This window comes from Streptomyces sp. NPDC040432 (assembly GCF_055595445.1).
On sequence record NZ_JBVIVP010000026.1, the window covers coordinates 35,811 to 53,446 of the forward strand.

The window sequence follows — 17,636 nt, forward strand, 5'->3', positions numbered from 1 at the left end:
GTACCGGCCCTTCGCCGTGCCCGTGCCGGTGCCCGTTTGCGGGGAAATCCGACGGCACGGGCCGAAGTCGCCCCTCCCACTGTCCGCGGCACGACGCGTTTCGGGCGTACAGCTGGACAACGGGACGCTCAGGGCGACAAGGACAAGCCCGCACAAACGATCCGGTGACGTACGGGGCGTCCGCGGACCGGCGATCGGCCACCCCGGGGACCCTGCGAAGATGGTCGGCGGTACACCCCGGCCCGCGCGGGCCCGGTCCGATCCCTGGAGGTGGTGGTGCCGTGAACACCGAGCCGTACGAAGCCCCCGGCGCCGCCGACCCCGGCGCCGTACCGGCCGCCACCGGACTCGCCCTGCTCGCGTCGGGCGGCTGGCTGCTGACCACCACCCGCCCCTGGAACAAACCGGGCCACCCGCTGACCCTGGGCCTCGAATGGACCGCCTCTGCGGCCCTGCTCCTGACGGGGCTGCTCCTCCTGGCCCACGGCATACGCACGGTGCACGGCCGCCCGAACCCGCCGGCCGAACCGGGCCCGGGCGCCTGAGGCTCCCGGGCCGTCCGCCTCAGTCGGGTTCCGGTGGCCGGTAACCCTCCGCCGTCCCGCCCGTCATCACCCCGAGCGCCCGGGGCGGCCGTTCGCACCACGCGGCCCATCGCCGGTACTCGGCCGGCTCCGGCTCGATAGGAACGGCCACGCGCACGGCCACGCCGGAGCAGTGGCAGGTGTAGGCCGGAGGGAAGGTCCTGGTGCGCAGCGGGGAGGGCAGCGACATCCGGATCGCGATCAGCGAGAGCACCCCGAGCACCAGCGAGAGGGCGTTCATGCCCCAGAAGGCACGATCTGCGGCGAGGTTCATCGCGTCCCCTCCAACTCTTCGCCCGACGCTGCGGGCCACGGTTCGGCCGATGCTTCGGGCGGCTCTTCCTCCGACCCCTCGGCAAGGCTGAACCAGACGGCCTTGTCGCGCCCGCATCCGGGCAGCACGTCCCACCGCTCGGCGAACGCGGCGATCAGGTGGAGGCCCCGCCCGCTCTCCTGTCCGGCCGGGGCGTCGCGCAGTTCGCCGGGCAGCGGCGGCTTCGAATCGGCAGCGTCATCACGCACGAACACGAACGCCCGGCCCTCGGTCACCACGACCTCGACGGCGAGCACGGCGGACCGGGTGTGGAGGTGCGCGTTCGTCACGGCCTCCGACGTGCAGAGCCGGGCCGCCTCGGCCAACCGGCGCCGCCCGAGCGCCTCCAGCAGCCGGGCCACCCACTCCCGCGCGAGCCCCACCGTCCGCGCCTCGTTGGGCCCGGTGAACGTGTACCGGCGGGACGGCGGAAGTGGCTCGTGAGCCGTTAAGTCGGTCCTGGACATGTCCTCATCTCCCAACGTGTTGAGCGCGCCATCTGCTGCGCGTGGCGATGACCGCCCCAGGTGACGACGCCTCAAGGCGCGTGTCAGCGGCTGCACTTCGCGACTTTCTGCCTGCGGCGCGGTACTGCGAAGACCATAGGGGTCAAGTTTGCCCCGGGGCAAGCTTGCCAACCTGCTCACCTGAAGCGGGTGGACCCGCAGCACCGTTACCGGCACACTCGATGGAGACAAGGGAAAGGGACTCATGCCGCCGAGGGACAACCCGACAGCACGCCAGGCACGACTCGGTGTCGAGCTACGGAAACTGCGCGAGGCCGCGGCGACAACTGCCCGACAGGCCGCAGGTCTACTGTCAATCGACCAAGCGAAGATCAGCCACATAGAAGCCGGACGCATAGGTGTGAGCGAGGAGCGCATTCGACGTCTCGCCAGCTTCTATTCATGCCCCGACGAGGCCTTGATCGACGCCCTGTGCGCCATCTCGAAAGAGCACCGTGGGCAGCATTGGTTTGACGAATACCGGGGCATTCTTGCCCCTGGATTCCTTGACATTGCCGAGCTGGAGTTCCACGCCACCACGCTTCGCTCCCTGACGAGCGTGACGCCGCCCGGCCTCTTGCAGACGGAAGGCTATGCGCGGGCCCTGTTCTCCGGGGTGACACCGAAACTGCCGGCGGACGAAGTCGCCGCCCGCGTCGCGCACCGTCAACGACGAGCGGGCATCTTCGACGCCCCTCGTCCACCACGCTTCGAGGCGATCATTCACGAGGCCGCCCTGCGGATGCGCTTCGGCGGGCGCGAGGTCGCACGCGAGCAACTCGAACACCTCATCAAAGCCTCGGAACGCCCGGGCGTAGTCGTGCGCGTGATTCCGTTCACGAACGAGAAGTTCATCGAGGTCACACAGCCTGTTCTGTATGCGAGCGGAATCGTTCCCCAGCTCGACACAGTCCAGATCGACAGTGCGGTCGGCGGCCGATTCCTCGATGCCGACGCAGACCTGCGCAAGTACCAAGTCCTACTGGACATCGCCGAGCAAGCCTCTCTCGACCCCGACGGGTCGCGGCAACTCATCCACCACATCGCACGAGAACTGTGAGACACGCAGGAATGAGCGCATCCATCAACTGGCAGAAGTCTTCGTTCTCCGGGGGCAACGGGGAGAACTGCATCGAGGTCGGCGCCAACGCCGAAGCCATCGTGATGCGCGAGAGTGACGATCCGAGCGTCATCCTCAGCACGACTCCCGCCAAGCTGTCGGCTTTCATCCAAGGAGTGAAGGCGGGCGAATTCGACCACTTCATCCTGTAGTCGCAGAACTGAGGACGACCGCATGCAACCTCGCCCTCCACTCCTCGCGAGTGGAGGGCGTTCATGTAGGTCGGTTGGCATACATGCCCCGGTGCATACTTGCCCGGACACTCTTGGTGGCGGTACCGTCGCCGTGTGTCGCGACAACCTGTCGGATCGACCGGCGCGCGCCTACCCGACGTGGCACAACTCTGCTCATTTTGAGCACGGTCGAGGTGTGGCTCACCAAGGTTCGCGAACTTGACCATCCTTCTGATCCTGTTCGGCAAGGGGCAACCATGTCGCTACGACAGGAAGGCAACCATGCGCGCATCACCCGCACCGACACCGAGGCGGTGGCAAGCTTGCCCAATTGGCTTCCCTACGAACATGGCGTCCACCCCGGCATCGCCATCGAGCGCGTGCGCTACGACCCCGACGGCGGGCCGGTCGAGGTGCGCGCCCCCGTGCAGGTCGTAGTAAACCCCCTCGCCGCGGTCCGGGCGATCCGTACCGACATCCGCGACGCGCACGTCTTCCCCATGACGCGCCACGACAGAACCCGCGCCCTCGAACGGGTCGACGCCGGCGGATGGCTGCAAGCCGTCGCCGCCCTGTACCGCGGCGAATCCACCGGCTTCACGATCACCCTGCGGGACGAGACCCGCGCCGAATGGCGACTCCACCCCGTCCGCCACCTCACACTGACCGCCGCACCATCAGCCGTCGGCTGCCGGGACCTCCCGCAGGATCGGAACAGCCCGGCAGGACCTCTCCCCTGTTCCCGATGCGTGCGGAAAGCTTGTTCGTAGGAACGCTTTGTTCGCCGCACCACTCAAGAAGGTGGGTCAGGGGCATGGTCGAGGGCATCACGTGGCAGAAGTCGAGCTTTTCCGGGGGCGGCGGCGAGCAGTGCCTGCACGTCGCACGGCACGGGGGAGAGATCCTGCTATGCGAGAGTGACGACCCGGCGCAGATCATCACGACGTCACCCGAAAAGCTCGCGGCGTTCATCGCCGGTGTGAAGGCCGGCGAGTTCGACCACCTCGCCGGGTAGCCGCCCGCGGGCGCAGTCCGGGTGGTTCTGCGGCGCGGAGGGACCCGCGCCGCAGGTGATCGCCCGGTCAGGCCTTCGGGGCGACCTTGCTCAGGCCGTTGATGATGCGGTCCATCGCGTCGCCGCCCGTCGGGTCGGTCAGGTTGGCCAGCATCTTCAGCGTGAACTTCATCAGTACGGGGTGGGTCAGGCCGCGTTGCGTGGCCAGCTTCATCACCTTCGGGTTGCCGATCAGCTTCACGAAGGCGCGGCCCAGCGTGTAGTAGCCGCCGTACGTCTCCTTCAGCACCTTCGGGTAGCTGTGCAGCGTCAGTTCGCGCAGCGACGGCGTCGCGCGGGAGTGGGCCTGCACGATGACGTCGGCGGCGATCTGCCCGGACTCCATCGCGTAGGCGATTCCCTCACCGTTGAACGGGTTGACGAGGCCGCCCGCGTCACCGACCAGCAGCAGGCCCTTGGTGTAGTGCGGCTGCCGGTTGAACGCCATGGGCAGGGCCGCCCCGCGGATCGGCTGCGTCATGTTCTCCGGGGTGTATCCCCAGTCCTCCGGCATGGACGCGCACCACGCCTTGAGGACCTCGCGCCAGTCCAGCTCCTTGAAGGCGGAGGAGGAGTTCAGGATGCCGAGCCCGACGTTGGACGTGCCGTCGCCCATGCCGAAGATCCAGCCGTAGCCGGGCAGCAGCCGGTCCTGCGGACCGCGCCGGTCCCACAGTTCCAGCCAGGACTCCAGGTAGTCGTCGTCGTGCCGCGGCGAGGTGAAGTACGTACGGACCGCGACGCCCATCGGGCGGTCCTCGCGCCGGTGCAGGCCCATCGCGAGGGACAGCCGCGAGGAGTTGCCGTCGGCGGCGACGACCAGCGGCGCGTGGAAGGTGACCGGGGTCTTCTCCTCGCCCAGCTTCGCCTGCACGCCCGTGATGTGCCCGGTGCGCGGGTCGCGGACGGGCTCGCCGACGTTGCACCGCTCGTACAGCCGCGCGCCGGCCTTCTGCGCCTGGCGGGCCAGCGTCTCGTCGAAGTCGTCGCGCTTGCGGACGAGTCCGTAGTCCGGGTAGGAGGCGAGTTCCGGCCAGTCCAGCTGGAGCCGCTGCCCACCGCCGATGATCCGCAGGCCCTTGTTGCGGAGCCAGCCCGCCTCTTCCGAGATGTCGATGCCCATCGACACGAGCTGCTTGGTGGCGCGCGGGGTCAGACCGTCACCGCAGACCTTCTCGCGCGGGAACGCCGTCTTCTCCAGCAGCAGGACGTCCAGTCCCGCCTTGGCGAGGTAGTAGGCGGTGGTGGAGCCGGCCGGACCGGCGCCGACGACGATCACATCCGCGGAGTGTTCGGAGAGGGGCTCGGTCACTGCGGGGTCTCCCGAAGGCTCGATATAGGGTGCCAGGCGGCACCGGACAAGTGCAGTCTAAGCAGCGAGAGAGATCACGATCCGAAGGGCTGCCCCCTATGACCACCTCGCCCACCCGGCCCCTCCCCGACGTACGCCTGCGCGTACCCACCCACGAGGACGCCCACGCCTGGCACGGGGTCTTCGACGACCCGGACGTGATGGAGTTCCTCGGCGGCCCCGCCGAACTGTCCTCGTACGTCGAAATCACCGCCCGGCAGCGGATGCACGACGCCCAACTCGGACACTGCCTGTGGACCTTGCTCGACGCGGACGGCGAGGTCATCGGCTTCACCGGGGCACAGCCCTGGCCCGCGGAGAAGGCGTGGGGGCCGGTCGGTGAGATCGAGATCGGCTGGCGACTCGGGCGCTCCGCGTGGGGGCGGGGGTACGCGTACGCGGCCGCGTTGGCCGCGTTGGAGCGGGTGCGGGAGGCGGGGGTGCCGCGGGTGGTCGCGATGATCGACGATGCGAACGCGCGGTCGATCGCGGTCGCGGAGCGGTTGGGGATGACGCTCGCGGAACGGTTCCTGTTGCCGAGCGGTACGCGGTACGGGCGGCGCTACGAGATGGTGTTGACCGCCGGCGGGTGAGGCGGGTGCGGGTGCGGGTGCCGCTGCGCGGGGCCGTTCCCCGACCCGCCCTTTCACCGTTTCCCGGGCTCCGCCCGGACCCGAGGGCCCGGGGGCTCCGCCCCCGAACCCCTTCCGGGGCTCCGCCCCGTACCCCGCGCCTCAAACGCCGGCGAGGCTGAGTGGGGCGCGGGCGGGGCTGAGTGGGGCGCGGGCGGGGCTTGGTGGGGCGCCGGCGGGGCCGATCCGTGCGAGGGGTGTGTCAGAAAACGGACAGGCCGGTCAGCGTCGTGAAGCGGTCCAGGGCGGCCACGCCGGCCACCGAGTTGCCCTGGGCGTCGAGGCCCGGGCTCCAGACCGCGAGGGTGCACAGGCCCGGGACGACCGCGACGATGCCGCCTCCGACGCCGCTCTTGCCCGGCAGCCCGACCCGGTAGGCGAACTCGCCCGCCGCGTCGTACGTCCCGCAGGTCAGCATCACCGCGTTGATCTGCTTCGCCTCGCTGCGCGTCAGCAGCCGCGAGCCGTCCGCGCGCAGCCCGTGCCGGGCCAGGAAGCGGCCGGCCAAGGCCAGGTCGGCGCAGCTCATCTCGATGGAGCACTGCCAGAAGTAGTGCTCCAGCAGCGCCGGCACCGGGTTGTCGATGTTCCCGTACGAGGCCATGAAGTGGGCGACGGCCGCGTTCCGGTCACCGTGCTCCTGCTCGGACGCGGCCACCTCGGCGTCGAAGCCGAGGCCCGGGTTGCCGCTCTCCTGGCGCAGGAACTCCAACAGTTCGCTGCTCGCGTCGCCGGTCAGGCTCTGGAGCCGGTCGGTGACGACGAGCGCGCCCGCGTTGATGAACGGGTTGCGCGGGATGCCGTTCTCGTACTCCAGCTGGACGAGGGAGTTGAACGGATTGCCGGACGGCTCCCGCCCCACCCGCTCCCACAGGCTGTCGCCGCCCTCGGCCAGGGCCAGGGCCAACGAGAACACCTTGGTGATCGACTGCGTGGAGAACGGGGTCCGCCAGTCGCCGACACCGAAGACGTTGCCGTCGAGATCGGCGAGCGCCATGCCGAAGCTGCGGGGTTCCACCGTCGCGAGCGCCGGAATGTACTCGGCGGGGGTGCCGCTGCCGACGAGCGGGGCGACGTCCGCCGCGACCTGCTCCAGCAGCGCCGCCCAAGCGAAGGGGCCGTTCTCCACCACGGTCCGCTACGCCTTGGTGCCGCGGTGCAGGGCGACGATGCCGCCCGTCAGGTTGCGCCAGGCGACCTTGCCCCAGCCGGCCTTCTGCAGCAGCGCGGCCAGCGCCGGCTGGTCCGGCCACTCGCGGACGGACTCGGCGAGGTACACGTACGCGTCCGGGTTCGAGGACACGACACGGGCGACCGGCGGCAGCGCGCGCATCAGGTACTCCATGTACACGGTGCGGAACGGCGCCCACGTCGGCTGCGAGAACTCGCAGATCACGACCTGCCCGCCGGGCTTCGTCACCCGGTACAGCTCGCGCAGCGCCGCGTCGGTGTCCTGGACGTTGCGCAGCCCGAAGGAGATCGTCACGGAGTCGAAGACGTCGTCCTTGAACGGCAGCCTCGTCGCGTCGCCCGCGGTGAGCGGCAGCCAGGAGTGCTTCCTCTTGCCCTCGCTGAGCATGCCGAGGGAGAAGTCGCAGGGGACGACGTACGCACCGGTCGCGGCGAACGGCAGTGAGGACGTGGCGGTGCCGGCGGCGAGGTCGAGGACCTTCTGCCCGGGACGGGCGGCGACCGCCTTCGCGACCTCCTTGCGCCAGAGCCGGGCCTGGCCGAGGGAGATCACGTCGTTGGTGAGGTCGTAGTTCTTCGCCACACCGTCGAACATGGAGGCGACTTCGTGCGGCTGCTTGTCCAGGGAAGCCCTAGTCACTGGCGTTGGCCCCTCGCTGTGCGGATCGACAGATACCCGGCCATCCTCTCAGGCCGCCCGCCACGCCCCCGCCCGTGCCCCCGGTCCGTCCCGGGACTGGCCCCGAGGACAGTTGTGGTGCGGCGTGCGGGTGGGTTGACTGGGCGCGGGCTCCCACGGCACCGACGACCCGGAAGGGCAGGGGCACACTGGGTGCCCTCACCTAGCAAAGGGCTCACGCATGCCGGCAGGCCGCTCGACCGGTCGTCCCCGAGGTGGTTCGCGCGCGTTGCGCCGGGCCGAACGCCGCAGACGGCTGCGCCGTACGATCCTCGGCACGACGGCGCTGATCGCACTCACCGTCACCGCGTACACCTTCTCCCCCGGCGACCCGGAGGTCACCACGGTCGCCGACGGACGGGGAGCCGGGCCCGCCCCGAGCGCCCCGGCGGACTCCGAAGCGGACGCCGACGCCCCCACGGCCGCCTCCCCCACGCCCCGGCAGAGCCGCCGCGCGTCGGCGCAGCCGTCCAAGGGCCACTCCGCCTCGCCCACGGTGCCGCCCGCGTCCCCGAAGGCTTCGGCGAGCCCGTCCGCGCCGGCCGCGGGCCCGGGGGTGTTCACGGCCTCCACCGTCGCCGGTCAGGCACAGGGCAAGGGACCCGCGCGGAGTTGGCGGGTCGAGGTCGAGCAGGGCAGCGGGGTCGACGCGGACGCCGCCGCCCGCGCCGTCGAGGCGGTCCTCGGGGATCCGCGCGGCTGGATCCGCGACCCGGCGTACGGCTTCCGGCTGGCCGGGCCCGGACAGCCGGTGGACTTCACCGTGAAGATCGCCACGCCGTCGACCACCGACCGGCTGTGCGAGGTCGTCACGCCCGAACTGGTCGGCGAGACGAACTGCCGGGCCGGGCACACCGTCGTGGTCAACCTCAAGCGCTGGCAGGAGGGGTCACCGCAGTTCAGCGGGACGGTGGAGGAGTACCGGGCGCTGATCGTGAACCACGAGGTGGGCCACGAACTCGGTCGGGAACACGAGACCTGCCCCGGGGCCGGGCAGCCGGCGCCCGCGATGATGCAGCAGATCAAGGGGCTGCTCGGCTGTACGTCCAACGCGTGGCCGTTCGACGCCGCGGGAACCTACCTGGCGGGTCCGCGCGTCCCCTGACACAGGAGTGTCCGGGGTGAGCAGCGGGGGGAACCGTGCGCGTCGTCAGTTTCAGCGTCCCCGCCTGGTTCCCGTCCCACGCCGCGGAACCACCCCGGGTACGGCTGACGGACCAGGAGTCGGCGGTGTTCCTGTTCCTGGCGACGGGCGCCTCCAACGCGGAACTCGCCGCCGAGCTCCAACTGTCGGTCAGCACCGTCAAGTTCCACGTGGGCAACATACGGGCCAAGCTCGGTGGCATCAGCCGCCTCCAGGCCTGCCTGCTGGCCGCCCTCGCCCGCGACGGCCGCCTCCAGGAGCCCGAGCGGCCCGGTGAACTCCCGACCGGCGACGGCGTCCCGACCGCCGACGCCGTCCCGCTCAGCGACGCCGGTGCAGCAGACGGCCCCCGATGACGGTGGCCACGCAGGTGCCCGCGCCGAGTACCGCGAGGTCCTCCGGGGACGGCACCGCGAACACCGCGAACCGGGCCGGCGCGCCGACCGCCAGGGCCCCGTGGAAGGCGTCCTCCGCGTTCTCCCGCCCGGTGAACGGGTCCAGCGCCGGTCGTCCCTCGTAGGGGACCGGCGGCAGCACGGCGAGGCCCGAGCGGACCACCGCGGTGCGCACCGATCCGACGGTGAACCGTCCGGCGACCGCCACCACCCCGCGCGCGAGCAGCTTCTGCGTGCCGCGGCGGGCGCTGTTGCCCCAGCGGGCCTCGGTCATCCCCAGCGCGTCGAGGGCGTCCCGCCCGGTGATCGGATCCGCCCCGAGCTCGGTGATCTCGTACGGGTCGTCCGGGTAGTACGTCCGCTCCAGCAGCTCGTCCGCGCCGCGCGCCAGCAGCCCGGGCGTGAGCACGCCGGGCCAGCGCCGCACCCGGGCGTGCGGGGCGTCCGCGGCGAGCTCCTCGTACGGGCCCGCGCGGACGATCCGGTCGCCGTCGACGAGGACGGCGCCGCCCTCCAGCGGCGTCGACCCCGCTCCGGCGAGGAGGAGTTCGGCGGTGTGCAGCGTCAGCATCGGGCGTCGGTCCCCGCCGTCAGTTCGAGGAGATGAGCTTCAGCTCGGGGTGCGCGGTGCCGCCCTCGATGGCGATGGAGGAGATGTGCGAGGCGACGCGGTCGTCGACGGGGTCGTTCGCCGGGTCGTCGTGCACGAGGAGGTGCTCGTACGTCGTCGCGCGCTGAGCGGGCGTGCGGCCCGCCTTGCGGATCAGGTCGATGATCTCCTGCCGGTTCGAGCGGTGCTTGGCACCGGCCGAGGAGACGACGTTCTCCTCCAGCATGATCGAACCGAGGTCGTCGGCGCCGTAGTGCAGGGAGAGCTGCCCCGCCTCCTTGCCGACGGTGAGCCAGGAGCCCTGGATGTGGGCGACGTTGTCGAGGAACAGCCGCGCGATGGCGATCATGCGCAGGTATTCGAAGACGGTCGCCTGGGTGCGGCCCTTGAGGTGGTTGTTCTCGGGCTGGTACGTGTACGGGATGAACGCGCGGAAGCCGCCGGTGCGGTCCTGGGTGTCCCGGATCATCGCGATGTGCTCGATGCGCTCGGCGTTGGTCTCGCCGGTGCCCATCAGCATCGTGGAGGTGGACTCCACGCCCAGCCGGTGGGCGATCTCCATGATCTCCAGCCAGCGCTCGCCGGACTCCTTCAGCGGGGCGATCGCCTTGCGGGGCCGGGCGGGCAGCAGTTCGGCGCCGGCGCCCGCGAAGGAGTCCAGGCCGGCGGCGTGGATCCGCTGGATGGCCTCCTCCGCCGAGACGCCCGAGATGCGGGCCATGTGCTCGACCTCGGACGCGCCGAGGGAGTGGATGACCAGCTGCGGGAACTCCTTCTTGATGGCCCCGAAGTGGTGCTCGTAGTACTCGACGCCGTAGTCCGGGTGGTGCCCGCCCTGGAACATGATCTGGGTGCCGCCGAGCTCCACGGTCTCCGCGCAGCGGCGCAGGATGTCGTCGAGGTCCCGGGACCAGCCCTTCTTCCTGTCCTTGGGCGCCGCGTAGAAGGCGCAGAACTTGCACGCCGTGACGCACACGTTGGTGTAGTTGATGTTGCGCTCGATGATGTACGTCGCGATGTGCTCCGTACCGGCGTAGCGCAGCCGCCGTGCGGCGTCGGCGGCCTGGCCGAGCGCGTGCAACGGGGCGTGCCGGTAGAGGTCGAGGGCCTCTACCCGGGTGATCCGGCCCCCTGCGGCGGCACGGTCGAGGACAGACTGGAGAGCGGCCTGGTCGGTCACCGGTGCGTCACCTTTCGGCGGTGTGTCAAGGGTCCGGACCGATCCAGCGTACGCCAGGGCCGGTGCGTCCCGATCAGGGGCCGGGGCCTGCGCCGGCGCGGGCCGGTCAGGGGCTGCGCGTGAGGTCGCCCTCCGGGTTCCCGGCGGCCCGGTCGCCCGACGTGTAGTGCAGGGTCCCGTTCGCGTCGAGGGCGAACCGTTCGTCGGCGGAGCCGTTCGAGCAGATCCCGGGGGCCGGATTGGGGCCGCCCGAGGTGTCCAGGACGAGCGAGCGGTCGGTGGCCGACTTCAGCTTCCAGTCGCCGCTGCAATCGGTGCCCAGGAGGTCGATGACCGACCTGTCACGGGCGACGACCTCGCCGACCCTGCCGCCCCTGATGGTGATCTCGAACTCGCTCGGAACTCCCATGCGGGCGGTCGTGACCGTCCCCTTCCAGGTCCCCGTCAGCTCCTTCGGGACGTCGTCCCGCGTCCCCTTCGGCGCGGCCGAGCCACCGCCGGACGGGCCGGGCGAAGGCGTGCCGGCCGGTGGCGACGCCGCCGGGTCGGTGTCCGCCGGCGCGGACTGCGAGGGGCGCGGACCGCCGCTCGCGGCGTCCCGGCCCTCGTCGCCGCCGGGGAACAACCCCATCCCGTACAGCCCGCCGGACACCGCCGCCAGGACGGCCGCCGCCGCGAGGACGACGGTGCAGCTGAAGCGCCGCCCGGCCGCGCTCACCGTGACCCGGCGCCCGTCGGGAGCCGGCCGCGGGCCGGGCACACCGCCGCCGGTCGCCCCGCCGGTCCCGCCGGCTCCGTCGCCGCCGGTACCGCCGCCCGCCGTCTCCGTGGGAGCGGCGTGCGCCGCGCCGCCCGCGCCGAAGGCCCCGTACGGGCCCGCCGCGGCCGAGTACGGGGAGCCGCCCGTGCCCCCGGGGCCGGGGAGAGCGCCGCCGTAGGACGGGTCCGGCGCGCCGAAGCCGGCCCCCGCGGCGGGCCCGGAGGAGGCCGACGTCCACGGCACCGGCCCCGAACCGGCCTCCTGCCCGGGCCCGGCGGGGTCGGCGTCCAGGTCCAGCAGGGCGACGGCCGCCCGGCTCGCCTCCTCCACCAGCGGCGCCGGCAGCCACCCCGGGGTGCCCAACGCGCCGCCCAGGGCCACCACCAGGTCCTCGGGCGCGGGCCGCTCGGACGCCGCCTTGGCCAGGCAGGATTCGATGAGCGCGCGCAGCTCGCCGGCCGGGATCCCGTCGAGTTCCGGCGGCTCGTGCACCACCTTGTAGAGGAGCGTCGCGGAGTTGTCGCCGCTGAAGGGCGGCCGTCCCGTCGCCGCGAAGGCCAGGACCGCGCCGAGCGAGAACACGTCCGCCGCCGCCGTGATCCCCTTGCCGAGGATCTGTTCGGGCGACATGTAGCCCGGCGAGCCGACGGACACCCCGGTCGAGGTCAGCGAGGCCGTGCCGTCCGTGGCCCGCGCGATCCCGAAGTCGATCAGCCGGGGCCCGTCCAGGGTCAGCATCACGTTCGACGGCTTCACGTCCCGGTGGACCAGGCCCAGCGCGTGCACCGCGACCAGGGCCCGCGCCAGACCCGCGCCGACGGCCCGCACCGCGGACGCGGGCAACGGCCCGTGCCCCGCGACGGCCCGGTCCAGGGAGGGGCCCGCCACGTAACCCGTCGCCACCCACGGCACGGCCGCCTCCGGGTCGGCGTCCAGCACCGGCGCCGTCCACTCCCCGCCGACCCGGCGCGCGGCCTCCACCTCGCGGCGGAACCGGGCCCGGAACTCCTCGTCCGAGGCGAAGTGCGGGTGCACGATCTTCACCGCCACGGTCCGGCCGCCCGCACTGCGCCCGAGGTAGACGCGGCCCATGCCGCCCGCACCGAGCCGGCCCAGCAGCCGGTACGCCCCGATCGTCCGCGGTTCCCCGGCTTCGAGCGGCTGCATCGCTTCCCCGTCCCCCGCGCTGTGCGACGTCATCTGAACACCACAGCACCTTAGGGCTTCGGCCCCGCCCGCGGTGGGGCGCCGGAGGGCTACGAGGAACAGGGGGCGCGCGGTGCGGGGACACGAGGACGGGGGCGGCACCGGGATGGTGTCCGCAGGCCCGGCGGTGGAACTCCCGGCACATGCACGCATTCCGCCGCACCCGCCCGTTTGCGGTACACGAGGGCGAATGGGGAACGAATTCCCGGGAAACCGCGCATTCACTTTCCGGAAGCGGAACCGCCTGGGCGATAACTCGCCCGGCCTTACGGAGCGGCCACCTTCAGGAGCTCCACGGCGACATCCGAGGAGTACCCGGTCGTGGGCCCCGTACGGCGTGCGAATTCACGTACGCCGGCCAGTTGTTCCGGGCCGAAACGGAAGTCGAGCGTGGTGAAGTAGCGCTCCAGCAGCTCGGCGTCGAAGGCCTCCCAGCGGGCGGCCTGCTTGGCGACCTTGGCGACCTCCGCGAGGGAGACGTCCCGGGAGGCGAGGAAGGCCTCGTGGACCTTGGCGACGACCTCCGGCTCACGGGCCAGGTAGTCCTTGCGGGCGGCCCAGACGGCGAAGACGAACGGCAGTCCGGTCCAGTCCTTCCACATCTGCCCGAGGTCGTGGACGGCCAGCCCCAGCCGGGGCGCGTCGTGCAGCGAGGCGCGCAGGGCGGCGTCCCCGATCAGCACGGCCGCGTCGGCCTCCTGCATCATCACGCCCAGGTCAGGGGGGCAGGAGTAGTACTCGGGGGCGACCCCGTACTGCTCGGCGAGGAGCAGCTGGGCGAGGCGGACGGAGGTCCGGGAGGTCGATCCGAGGGCGACCCGGGCGCCGTCGAGCTGCTCCAGCGGGACCTGCGAGACGATGACGCAGGACATGACGGGGCCGTCGCAGCCGACCGCGAGGTCGGGGAAGGCGACGAGCTCGTCCGCGTTGCGGAGGTACTCGACGAGGGTGATGGGCGCGATGTCGAGCTCGCCCCGAACGAGGCGCTCGCTGAGCTTCTCGGGGGTGTCCTTGGTCAGCTCCAGGTCCAGCAGCGTGCCGGTTCGGGCCAGCCCCCAGTAGAGGGGCAGGCAGTTCAGGAACTGGATGTGGCCGACGCGGGGCCGGCTGCGGTAGACGTCCACATCGCGAGACTAGCCCCCGGCTCTCCGTCAGCCGTCGTGCGGGTCTCAAACGTCCGGGTGACGTGATCTTTCCCTCTGGTCTCCGCCACAGGGTGCGTGCTAGGCTCGACGCAAGTTGCAGTTTGGTTTCCCTTGCAGTACGAGGCCTGCGGAGAATGTGACCCGCAGGCTTTTGTAGTTTTCAGACTTCTTAGCAGGTTCTGGAGCAGGGCGACCCTTTGGCCCATAGGAGGGCTCATGGCTACCGGAACCGTGAAGTGGTTCAACGCTGAAAAGGGCTTCGGCTTCATCGCCCAGGACGGCGGCGGCCCGGATGTCTTCGTCCACTACTCCGCGATCAACGCCTCTGGCTTCCGCTCCCTGGAGGAGAACCAGCAGGTGACCTTCGACGTCACGCAGGGTCCGAAGGGCCCGCAGGCGGAGAACGTTATCCCGGCCTAGTCGCCTGGCCGACCGGATCGCGGTTGGATTAAGCAGTACCCAAGGAGCCCTGCCTCCTCCGTGCGAGCGGAGACGGCGGGGCTCCTGCCTTTTTGCCGCGCCCCGTCCGTGTCCCGTCCGGCGGAACGCGGGAAAAGGGAGAAGGCCGCCGGTCGGCCACCGTGGGAACGGTGACCGACCGGCGGCCTTCTGTACGTTCGGGCGCGCCCCGGATCAGGCCTTGGGGGCCGTGCCGGAGGTGACCGGGGCGGGTTCGGAGCCCGTCGCCGGCGGCGTTTCCGGCGTGGTCCCCGCCTTGGCGGCGACCACGATCTCCAGGATCAGGAACGTCTTCTCGGGCGTGGTCACGCGCAGGTGGTAGGTGCCCGGGGCGACGTCCGTGGTGAGGAGTTCCGGCAGGGCGGCCTTGCCGTCGGCGCCGGTCCCGGGCAGGTCGAGGGCGAACAGCTTCTTGCCGGCCTCGCCCGCGAAGTACGGGCCCTTGGCCTTCGTCGGGTCGACGGGCACCCAGGCGCCCGCTTCCTTCTCGACCAGGGCCGCGGTGAGCTGCGTGCCGGCGACGGGCTCGTTGCCGACGGTGGTGAGGAACTGGACGCCCTTCACGGCGGTGCCGGTCACGACCTGGACCGGGGCCGTGCCGTCGACGCGGGTCAGGACGAGCGGCTTGGCGGTGACCTTGCCGTCCAGGGCGAGGGTGAGCTGGGTCTTGGAGTCGTAGGCCGTCACGCGGAGGGTGAAGGTGCCCGCCTTCGGGCCCGCCTTGAGCTTCGGGGCGGTGGCGATGCCCTGGTCGTCCGTGCGGACGACCACGCTCGACTCGTTGAGCGGGGAGAAGCGGGTGCCGCCGGTGGTGTCCGCCTCGACGGCGATGACGACGGCCTGACCGACGGCCGGCTTGCCGTCGCCGAGCAGCGCCTTGAAGCGGACTCCCTCGCCGAGGACGCCCCCGGTCTCGGCCTCCAACTTCGCCTCGCCCGCCTTCTCCAGCTTGGCGAGCGTCGCCGGTGCCGGGGTCGGCTTGGTCGGCTCGGTGGGCTTCGTCGGCGTGGTCGGCGTCGTCGGGGTCGTGGGGTTCGTCGGCGTCGTGGGCGTGGTCGGCGTCGTGGGCCTCGTCGGCGTGACCGGCGTCGTCGGCGTGATGGGCGTCGTCGGGAACGACGGCTGCGGGGTGGGCAGCGAGCCCGACGGCGGCAGGGTCGGGAAGTTCCCGGCGGGCGGGTTCGGGACCCCGGCGACGCCGTTCTGGTACTGCCGCATGTAGCCGAGGACGTTGTTCACGTACTCGCGGGAGTTGTTGTAGCTGAGGATCGCCCTGTCGAGCTTGGCCGGGTCGGAGAGGTCCCGGTCGCCCGCGCAGAGGTAGAGGCCCGCGCCCAGCGCCGCGTCGTAGATGTTGTTCGCGTCGCGCTTGCCGTCGCCGTTGCCGTCGGCCTTCCAGTCCTTCCACGTGGACGGGATGAACTGCATCGGCCCGAAGGCGCGGTCGTACTCGGTGTCCGCATCCCACTCGCCCTTGTCGGTGTCCCGGATCGACGCGAAGCCGTTGCCGTCGAGCCGCGGGCCCCGGATCGGCTTCTCGGTGGACCCGTCGGGCTTGAGCCCGTAGCCGGAGGCGTGGACCGACTCGATGCGGCCGATGCCCGCGAGCAGTTCCCAGGGCAGCTTGCAGTTGGGCAGGGCGGCGCCGACCGACACCGCGGCGCGCTGGTAGGCGTCGAGGGCGGTCGCGGGTATGCCGCCGGCTCCCTCGGGGGCGTTCGCCCCGGGCGGCGGCGTCGGGTCGGCGAGCGCGGGCGGCAGGTCGAGCCGCGCGTCGCCACGATCGGTGGCCTGCGGACTGTCCGGCGTCGGTTCGGACTCCCCCGCGCCTGCGGTCGACGGGTTGGTCACGACCGCGGCGGTGGTCAGGCTGGCCGCGAGGGCGGCCGTGCACAGGACCTTGCGCGAGGTGTTGACTACATGACGGTGAAGCGGCTTCACAGTGCGGCGATCCCCCCAAGACGGCCGGCATGGTTTGCGGCCGGTCGAGCCGTGATTCTTCTGTCTATCAGGTATTCCGACGCGACTCGCCGTCACCCCGGGAGATATGACGCACCATTCGTCTCGGCTTCACCACCCTGTGGCCCAGGACGTCCAGTCCGCGGCGCCCCGGGCCGTCCGGCGGGCCGGACGAGACGCACCATCCCTGCCGGTAACGCCGCAATGACCCGGTCCGGTACGGCCGGAGGACCTTTGACCCGGTTGTCGCACCGGGGTCCGCCCGACGCGGGCCGACCCCGCGCGGACCGGACCCGGTCCGCCGGTGACACCCTCGACGACCTTCCCATCCGCGGCCCCGCCCCCTACCCTGACGGCCCGTCAGATCGAGCCGTCAGGGAGCGCGCCATGCTGTTGCGAGGCAAGACCGTCATCGTCTCCGGCGTCGGGGCCGGGCTCGGCCACCAGGTGGCCGCGGCCGTCGTGCGCGACGGCGGGAACGCCGTGCTCGGGGCGCGGACCGCCGCGAACCTGGCCAAGTCCGCCGCCGAGATCGACCCCGACGGACGCCATACGGCGCTCCTCCCCACCGACATCACCGACGAGACCCGGTGCGAGGCGCTCGTCGCGCTGGCCCGGGAACGCTTCGGGGGCGTCGACGCCGTGGTGCACGTCGCCGCCTGGGACTCCTACTTCGGGGGCCTGACGGACGCCGACTTCGGCACCTGGCAGCAGATCCTCGACGTGAACCTCCTGGGAACCCTGCGGATGACCCGGGCCTGCCTGCCCGCGCTGAAGGAGAACGGCGGCTCCGTCGTCATCATCGGCACCCAGTCCGCCGTCGCCGCTCCCAACGAGGTCCAGCAGGCCGCATACGCCGCGTCCAAGGGCGCGCTGACCTCCGCGATGTACTCGATGGCCCGCGAGCTCGGCCCGCACCGGATCCGGGTCAACACCGTGCTGCCCGGATGGATGTGGGGCCCGCCCGTCCAGGCGTTCGTCACGTTCACCGCCCACACGGAGGGCGTTCCCGAGGCCGAGGTGCACGCCCGCCTCACCGGACGGATGGCACTGCCGGACCTCGCCACCGACGGGGACGTCGCCGACGCGGCCGTGTTCCTCGCCTCCGACCGGGCACGGGCGATAACCGGCCAGTCGCTGCTGGTCAACGCCGGTGAACTGATGCGATGACGACC

Annotated in this window: 20 protein-coding genes; 10 read left to right on the forward strand and 10 right to left on the reverse strand. The window is 71.6% G+C overall.

The features are described 5' to 3' along the window. The first annotated feature begins 281 nt into the window (after nucleotides 1-281). Entirely contained in the window at nucleotides 282-545 is a 264-nt protein-coding gene (locus tag ACZ58N_RS33345; protein ID WP_471167639.1) for a hypothetical protein, read from the forward strand. Nucleotides 546-564: 19 nt separating this feature from the next. On the opposite strand, the gene ACZ58N_RS33350 is transcribed toward ACZ58N_RS33345, so the two are convergent. Both ACZ58N_RS33350 and ACZ58N_RS33355 read right to left on the reverse strand, forming a co-directional pair. Then, nucleotides 565-858, reverse strand: a complete 294-nt coding sequence (locus ACZ58N_RS33350) for a hypothetical protein (protein WP_471167642.1) — start codon at nucleotides 856-858, stop codon at nucleotides 565-567. Continuing rightward, nucleotides 855-1,364: an ATP-binding protein gene (locus tag ACZ58N_RS33355; RefSeq protein ID WP_471167645.1), complete on the reverse strand. Its 510-nt coding sequence runs from the start codon at nucleotides 1,362-1,364 to the stop codon at nucleotides 855-857. Before ACZ58N_RS33355 ends, ACZ58N_RS33350 begins: the two co-directional genes overlap by 4 nt. A gap of 244 nt (nucleotides 1,365-1,608) precedes the next feature. Between ACZ58N_RS33355 and ACZ58N_RS33360 the strand changes: the two genes are divergently transcribed. The 4 genes from ACZ58N_RS33360 to ACZ58N_RS33375 all read left to right on the forward strand — a co-directional run bounded on the left by ACZ58N_RS33360 (nucleotide 1,609) and on the right by ACZ58N_RS33375 (nucleotide 3,711). Then, nucleotides 1,609-2,463 (forward strand): helix-turn-helix domain-containing protein, encoded by an 855-nt coding sequence (locus tag ACZ58N_RS33360; protein ID WP_471167648.1) that lies wholly within the window; start codon nucleotides 1,609-1,611, stop codon nucleotides 2,461-2,463. A gap of 11 nt (nucleotides 2,464-2,474) precedes the next feature. Further along, a complete protein-coding gene (locus tag ACZ58N_RS33365; protein WP_471167650.1) occupies nucleotides 2,475-2,675 on the forward strand; it encodes a DUF397 domain-containing protein in 201 nt (66 codons plus the stop codon). A 200-nt stretch (nucleotides 2,676-2,875) separates the two neighbouring features. After that, nucleotides 2,876-3,466 carry a hypothetical protein gene (locus tag ACZ58N_RS33370; RefSeq protein ID WP_471167652.1) on the forward strand — a complete coding sequence of 197 codons (591 nt, stop codon included), beginning with the start codon at nucleotides 2,876-2,878 and terminating at the stop codon, nucleotides 3,464-3,466. A 44-nt stretch (nucleotides 3,467-3,510) separates the two neighbouring features. Next, a complete protein-coding gene (locus tag ACZ58N_RS33375) occupies nucleotides 3,511-3,711 on the forward strand; it encodes a DUF397 domain-containing protein (protein ID WP_471167654.1) in 201 nt (66 codons plus the stop codon). Between the two features lie 67 nt (nucleotides 3,712-3,778). Here ACZ58N_RS33375 and ACZ58N_RS33380 read toward each other — a convergent pair whose 3' ends face one another. Further along, nucleotides 3,779-5,062 (reverse strand): geranylgeranyl reductase family protein, encoded by a 1,284-nt coding sequence (locus ACZ58N_RS33380; RefSeq protein WP_362881947.1) that lies wholly within the window; start codon nucleotides 5,060-5,062, stop codon nucleotides 3,779-3,781. A gap of 98 nt (nucleotides 5,063-5,160) precedes the next feature. Here ACZ58N_RS33380 and ACZ58N_RS33385 point away from each other — a divergent pair, with 98 nt between their 5' ends. Continuing rightward, the gene (locus ACZ58N_RS33385; protein ID WP_471167657.1) at nucleotides 5,161-5,694 is read left to right on the forward strand and encodes a GNAT family N-acetyltransferase; all 534 of its coding nucleotides are present in this window, start codon (nucleotides 5,161-5,163) and stop codon (nucleotides 5,692-5,694) included. A 241-nt stretch (nucleotides 5,695-5,935) separates the two neighbouring features. Here ACZ58N_RS33385 and ACZ58N_RS33390 read toward each other — a convergent pair whose 3' ends face one another. Both ACZ58N_RS33390 and ACZ58N_RS33395 read right to left on the reverse strand, forming a co-directional pair. Then, nucleotides 5,936-6,832: a glutaminase gene (locus ACZ58N_RS33390; RefSeq protein WP_471167804.1), complete on the reverse strand. Its 897-nt coding sequence runs from the start codon at nucleotides 6,830-6,832 to the stop codon at nucleotides 5,936-5,938. A 39-nt stretch (nucleotides 6,833-6,871) separates the two neighbouring features. Continuing rightward, a complete protein-coding gene (locus ACZ58N_RS33395) occupies nucleotides 6,872-7,564 on the reverse strand; it encodes a demethylmenaquinone methyltransferase (RefSeq protein WP_471167659.1) in 693 nt (230 codons plus the stop codon). Nucleotides 7,565-7,832: 268 nt separating this feature from the next. Between ACZ58N_RS33395 and ACZ58N_RS33400 the strand changes: the two genes are divergently transcribed. Further along, a complete protein-coding gene (locus ACZ58N_RS33400) occupies nucleotides 7,833-8,708 on the forward strand; it encodes a DUF3152 domain-containing protein (RefSeq protein WP_471167661.1) in 876 nt (291 codons plus the stop codon). Nucleotides 8,709-8,743: 35 nt separating this feature from the next. Continuing rightward, complete coding sequence (locus ACZ58N_RS33405) at nucleotides 8,744-9,103, forward strand: helix-turn-helix domain-containing protein (protein WP_471167663.1); 360 nt, start codon at nucleotides 8,744-8,746, stop codon at nucleotides 9,101-9,103. Here the strand turns inward: ACZ58N_RS33405 and ACZ58N_RS33410 are convergent. From ACZ58N_RS33410 to ACZ58N_RS33425, 4 genes are all read right to left on the reverse strand, one after another. Continuing rightward, entirely contained in the window at nucleotides 9,069-9,713 is a 645-nt protein-coding gene (locus ACZ58N_RS33410) for an imidazolonepropionase-like domain-containing protein (RefSeq protein ID WP_471167665.1), read from the reverse strand. The two genes, ACZ58N_RS33405 and ACZ58N_RS33410, sit on opposite strands and share 35 nt — an antisense overlap. A gap of 19 nt (nucleotides 9,714-9,732) precedes the next feature. Next, the gene (mqnC, locus tag ACZ58N_RS33415; RefSeq protein WP_471167667.1) at nucleotides 9,733-10,932 is read right to left on the reverse strand and encodes a cyclic dehypoxanthinyl futalosine synthase; all 1,200 of its coding nucleotides are present in this window, start codon (nucleotides 10,930-10,932) and stop codon (nucleotides 9,733-9,735) included. Between the two features lie 106 nt (nucleotides 10,933-11,038). After that, nucleotides 11,039-12,859 carry a serine/threonine-protein kinase gene (locus tag ACZ58N_RS33420; protein ID WP_471167806.1) on the reverse strand — a complete coding sequence of 607 codons (1,821 nt, stop codon included), beginning with the start codon at nucleotides 12,857-12,859 and terminating at the stop codon, nucleotides 11,039-11,041. A gap of 305 nt (nucleotides 12,860-13,164) precedes the next feature. Beyond that, nucleotides 13,165-14,022 carry a menaquinone biosynthetic enzyme MqnA/MqnD family protein gene (locus ACZ58N_RS33425; RefSeq protein WP_471167669.1) on the reverse strand — a complete coding sequence of 286 codons (858 nt, stop codon included), beginning with the start codon at nucleotides 14,020-14,022 and terminating at the stop codon, nucleotides 13,165-13,167. A gap of 237 nt (nucleotides 14,023-14,259) precedes the next feature. On the opposite strand from ACZ58N_RS33425, the gene ACZ58N_RS33430 reads away from it, so the two are divergent. After that, nucleotides 14,260-14,463 (forward strand): cold-shock protein, encoded by a 204-nt coding sequence (locus ACZ58N_RS33430; RefSeq protein ID WP_015610594.1) that lies wholly within the window; start codon nucleotides 14,260-14,262, stop codon nucleotides 14,461-14,463. Between the two features lie 213 nt (nucleotides 14,464-14,676). On the opposite strand, the gene ACZ58N_RS33435 is transcribed toward ACZ58N_RS33430, so the two are convergent. Continuing rightward, a complete protein-coding gene (locus tag ACZ58N_RS33435; protein ID WP_471167672.1) occupies nucleotides 14,677-16,443 on the reverse strand; it encodes a lytic transglycosylase domain-containing protein in 1,767 nt (588 codons plus the stop codon). A 405-nt stretch (nucleotides 16,444-16,848) separates the two neighbouring features. On the opposite strand from ACZ58N_RS33435, the gene ACZ58N_RS33440 reads away from it, so the two are divergent. Further along, on the forward strand, nucleotides 16,849-17,631 hold the full coding sequence (locus ACZ58N_RS33440; RefSeq protein ID WP_471167675.1) for an SDR family oxidoreductase: 783 nt from the start codon (nucleotides 16,849-16,851) through the stop codon (nucleotides 17,629-17,631). The last annotated feature ends 5 nt before the right edge of the window (nucleotides 17,632-17,636 follow it).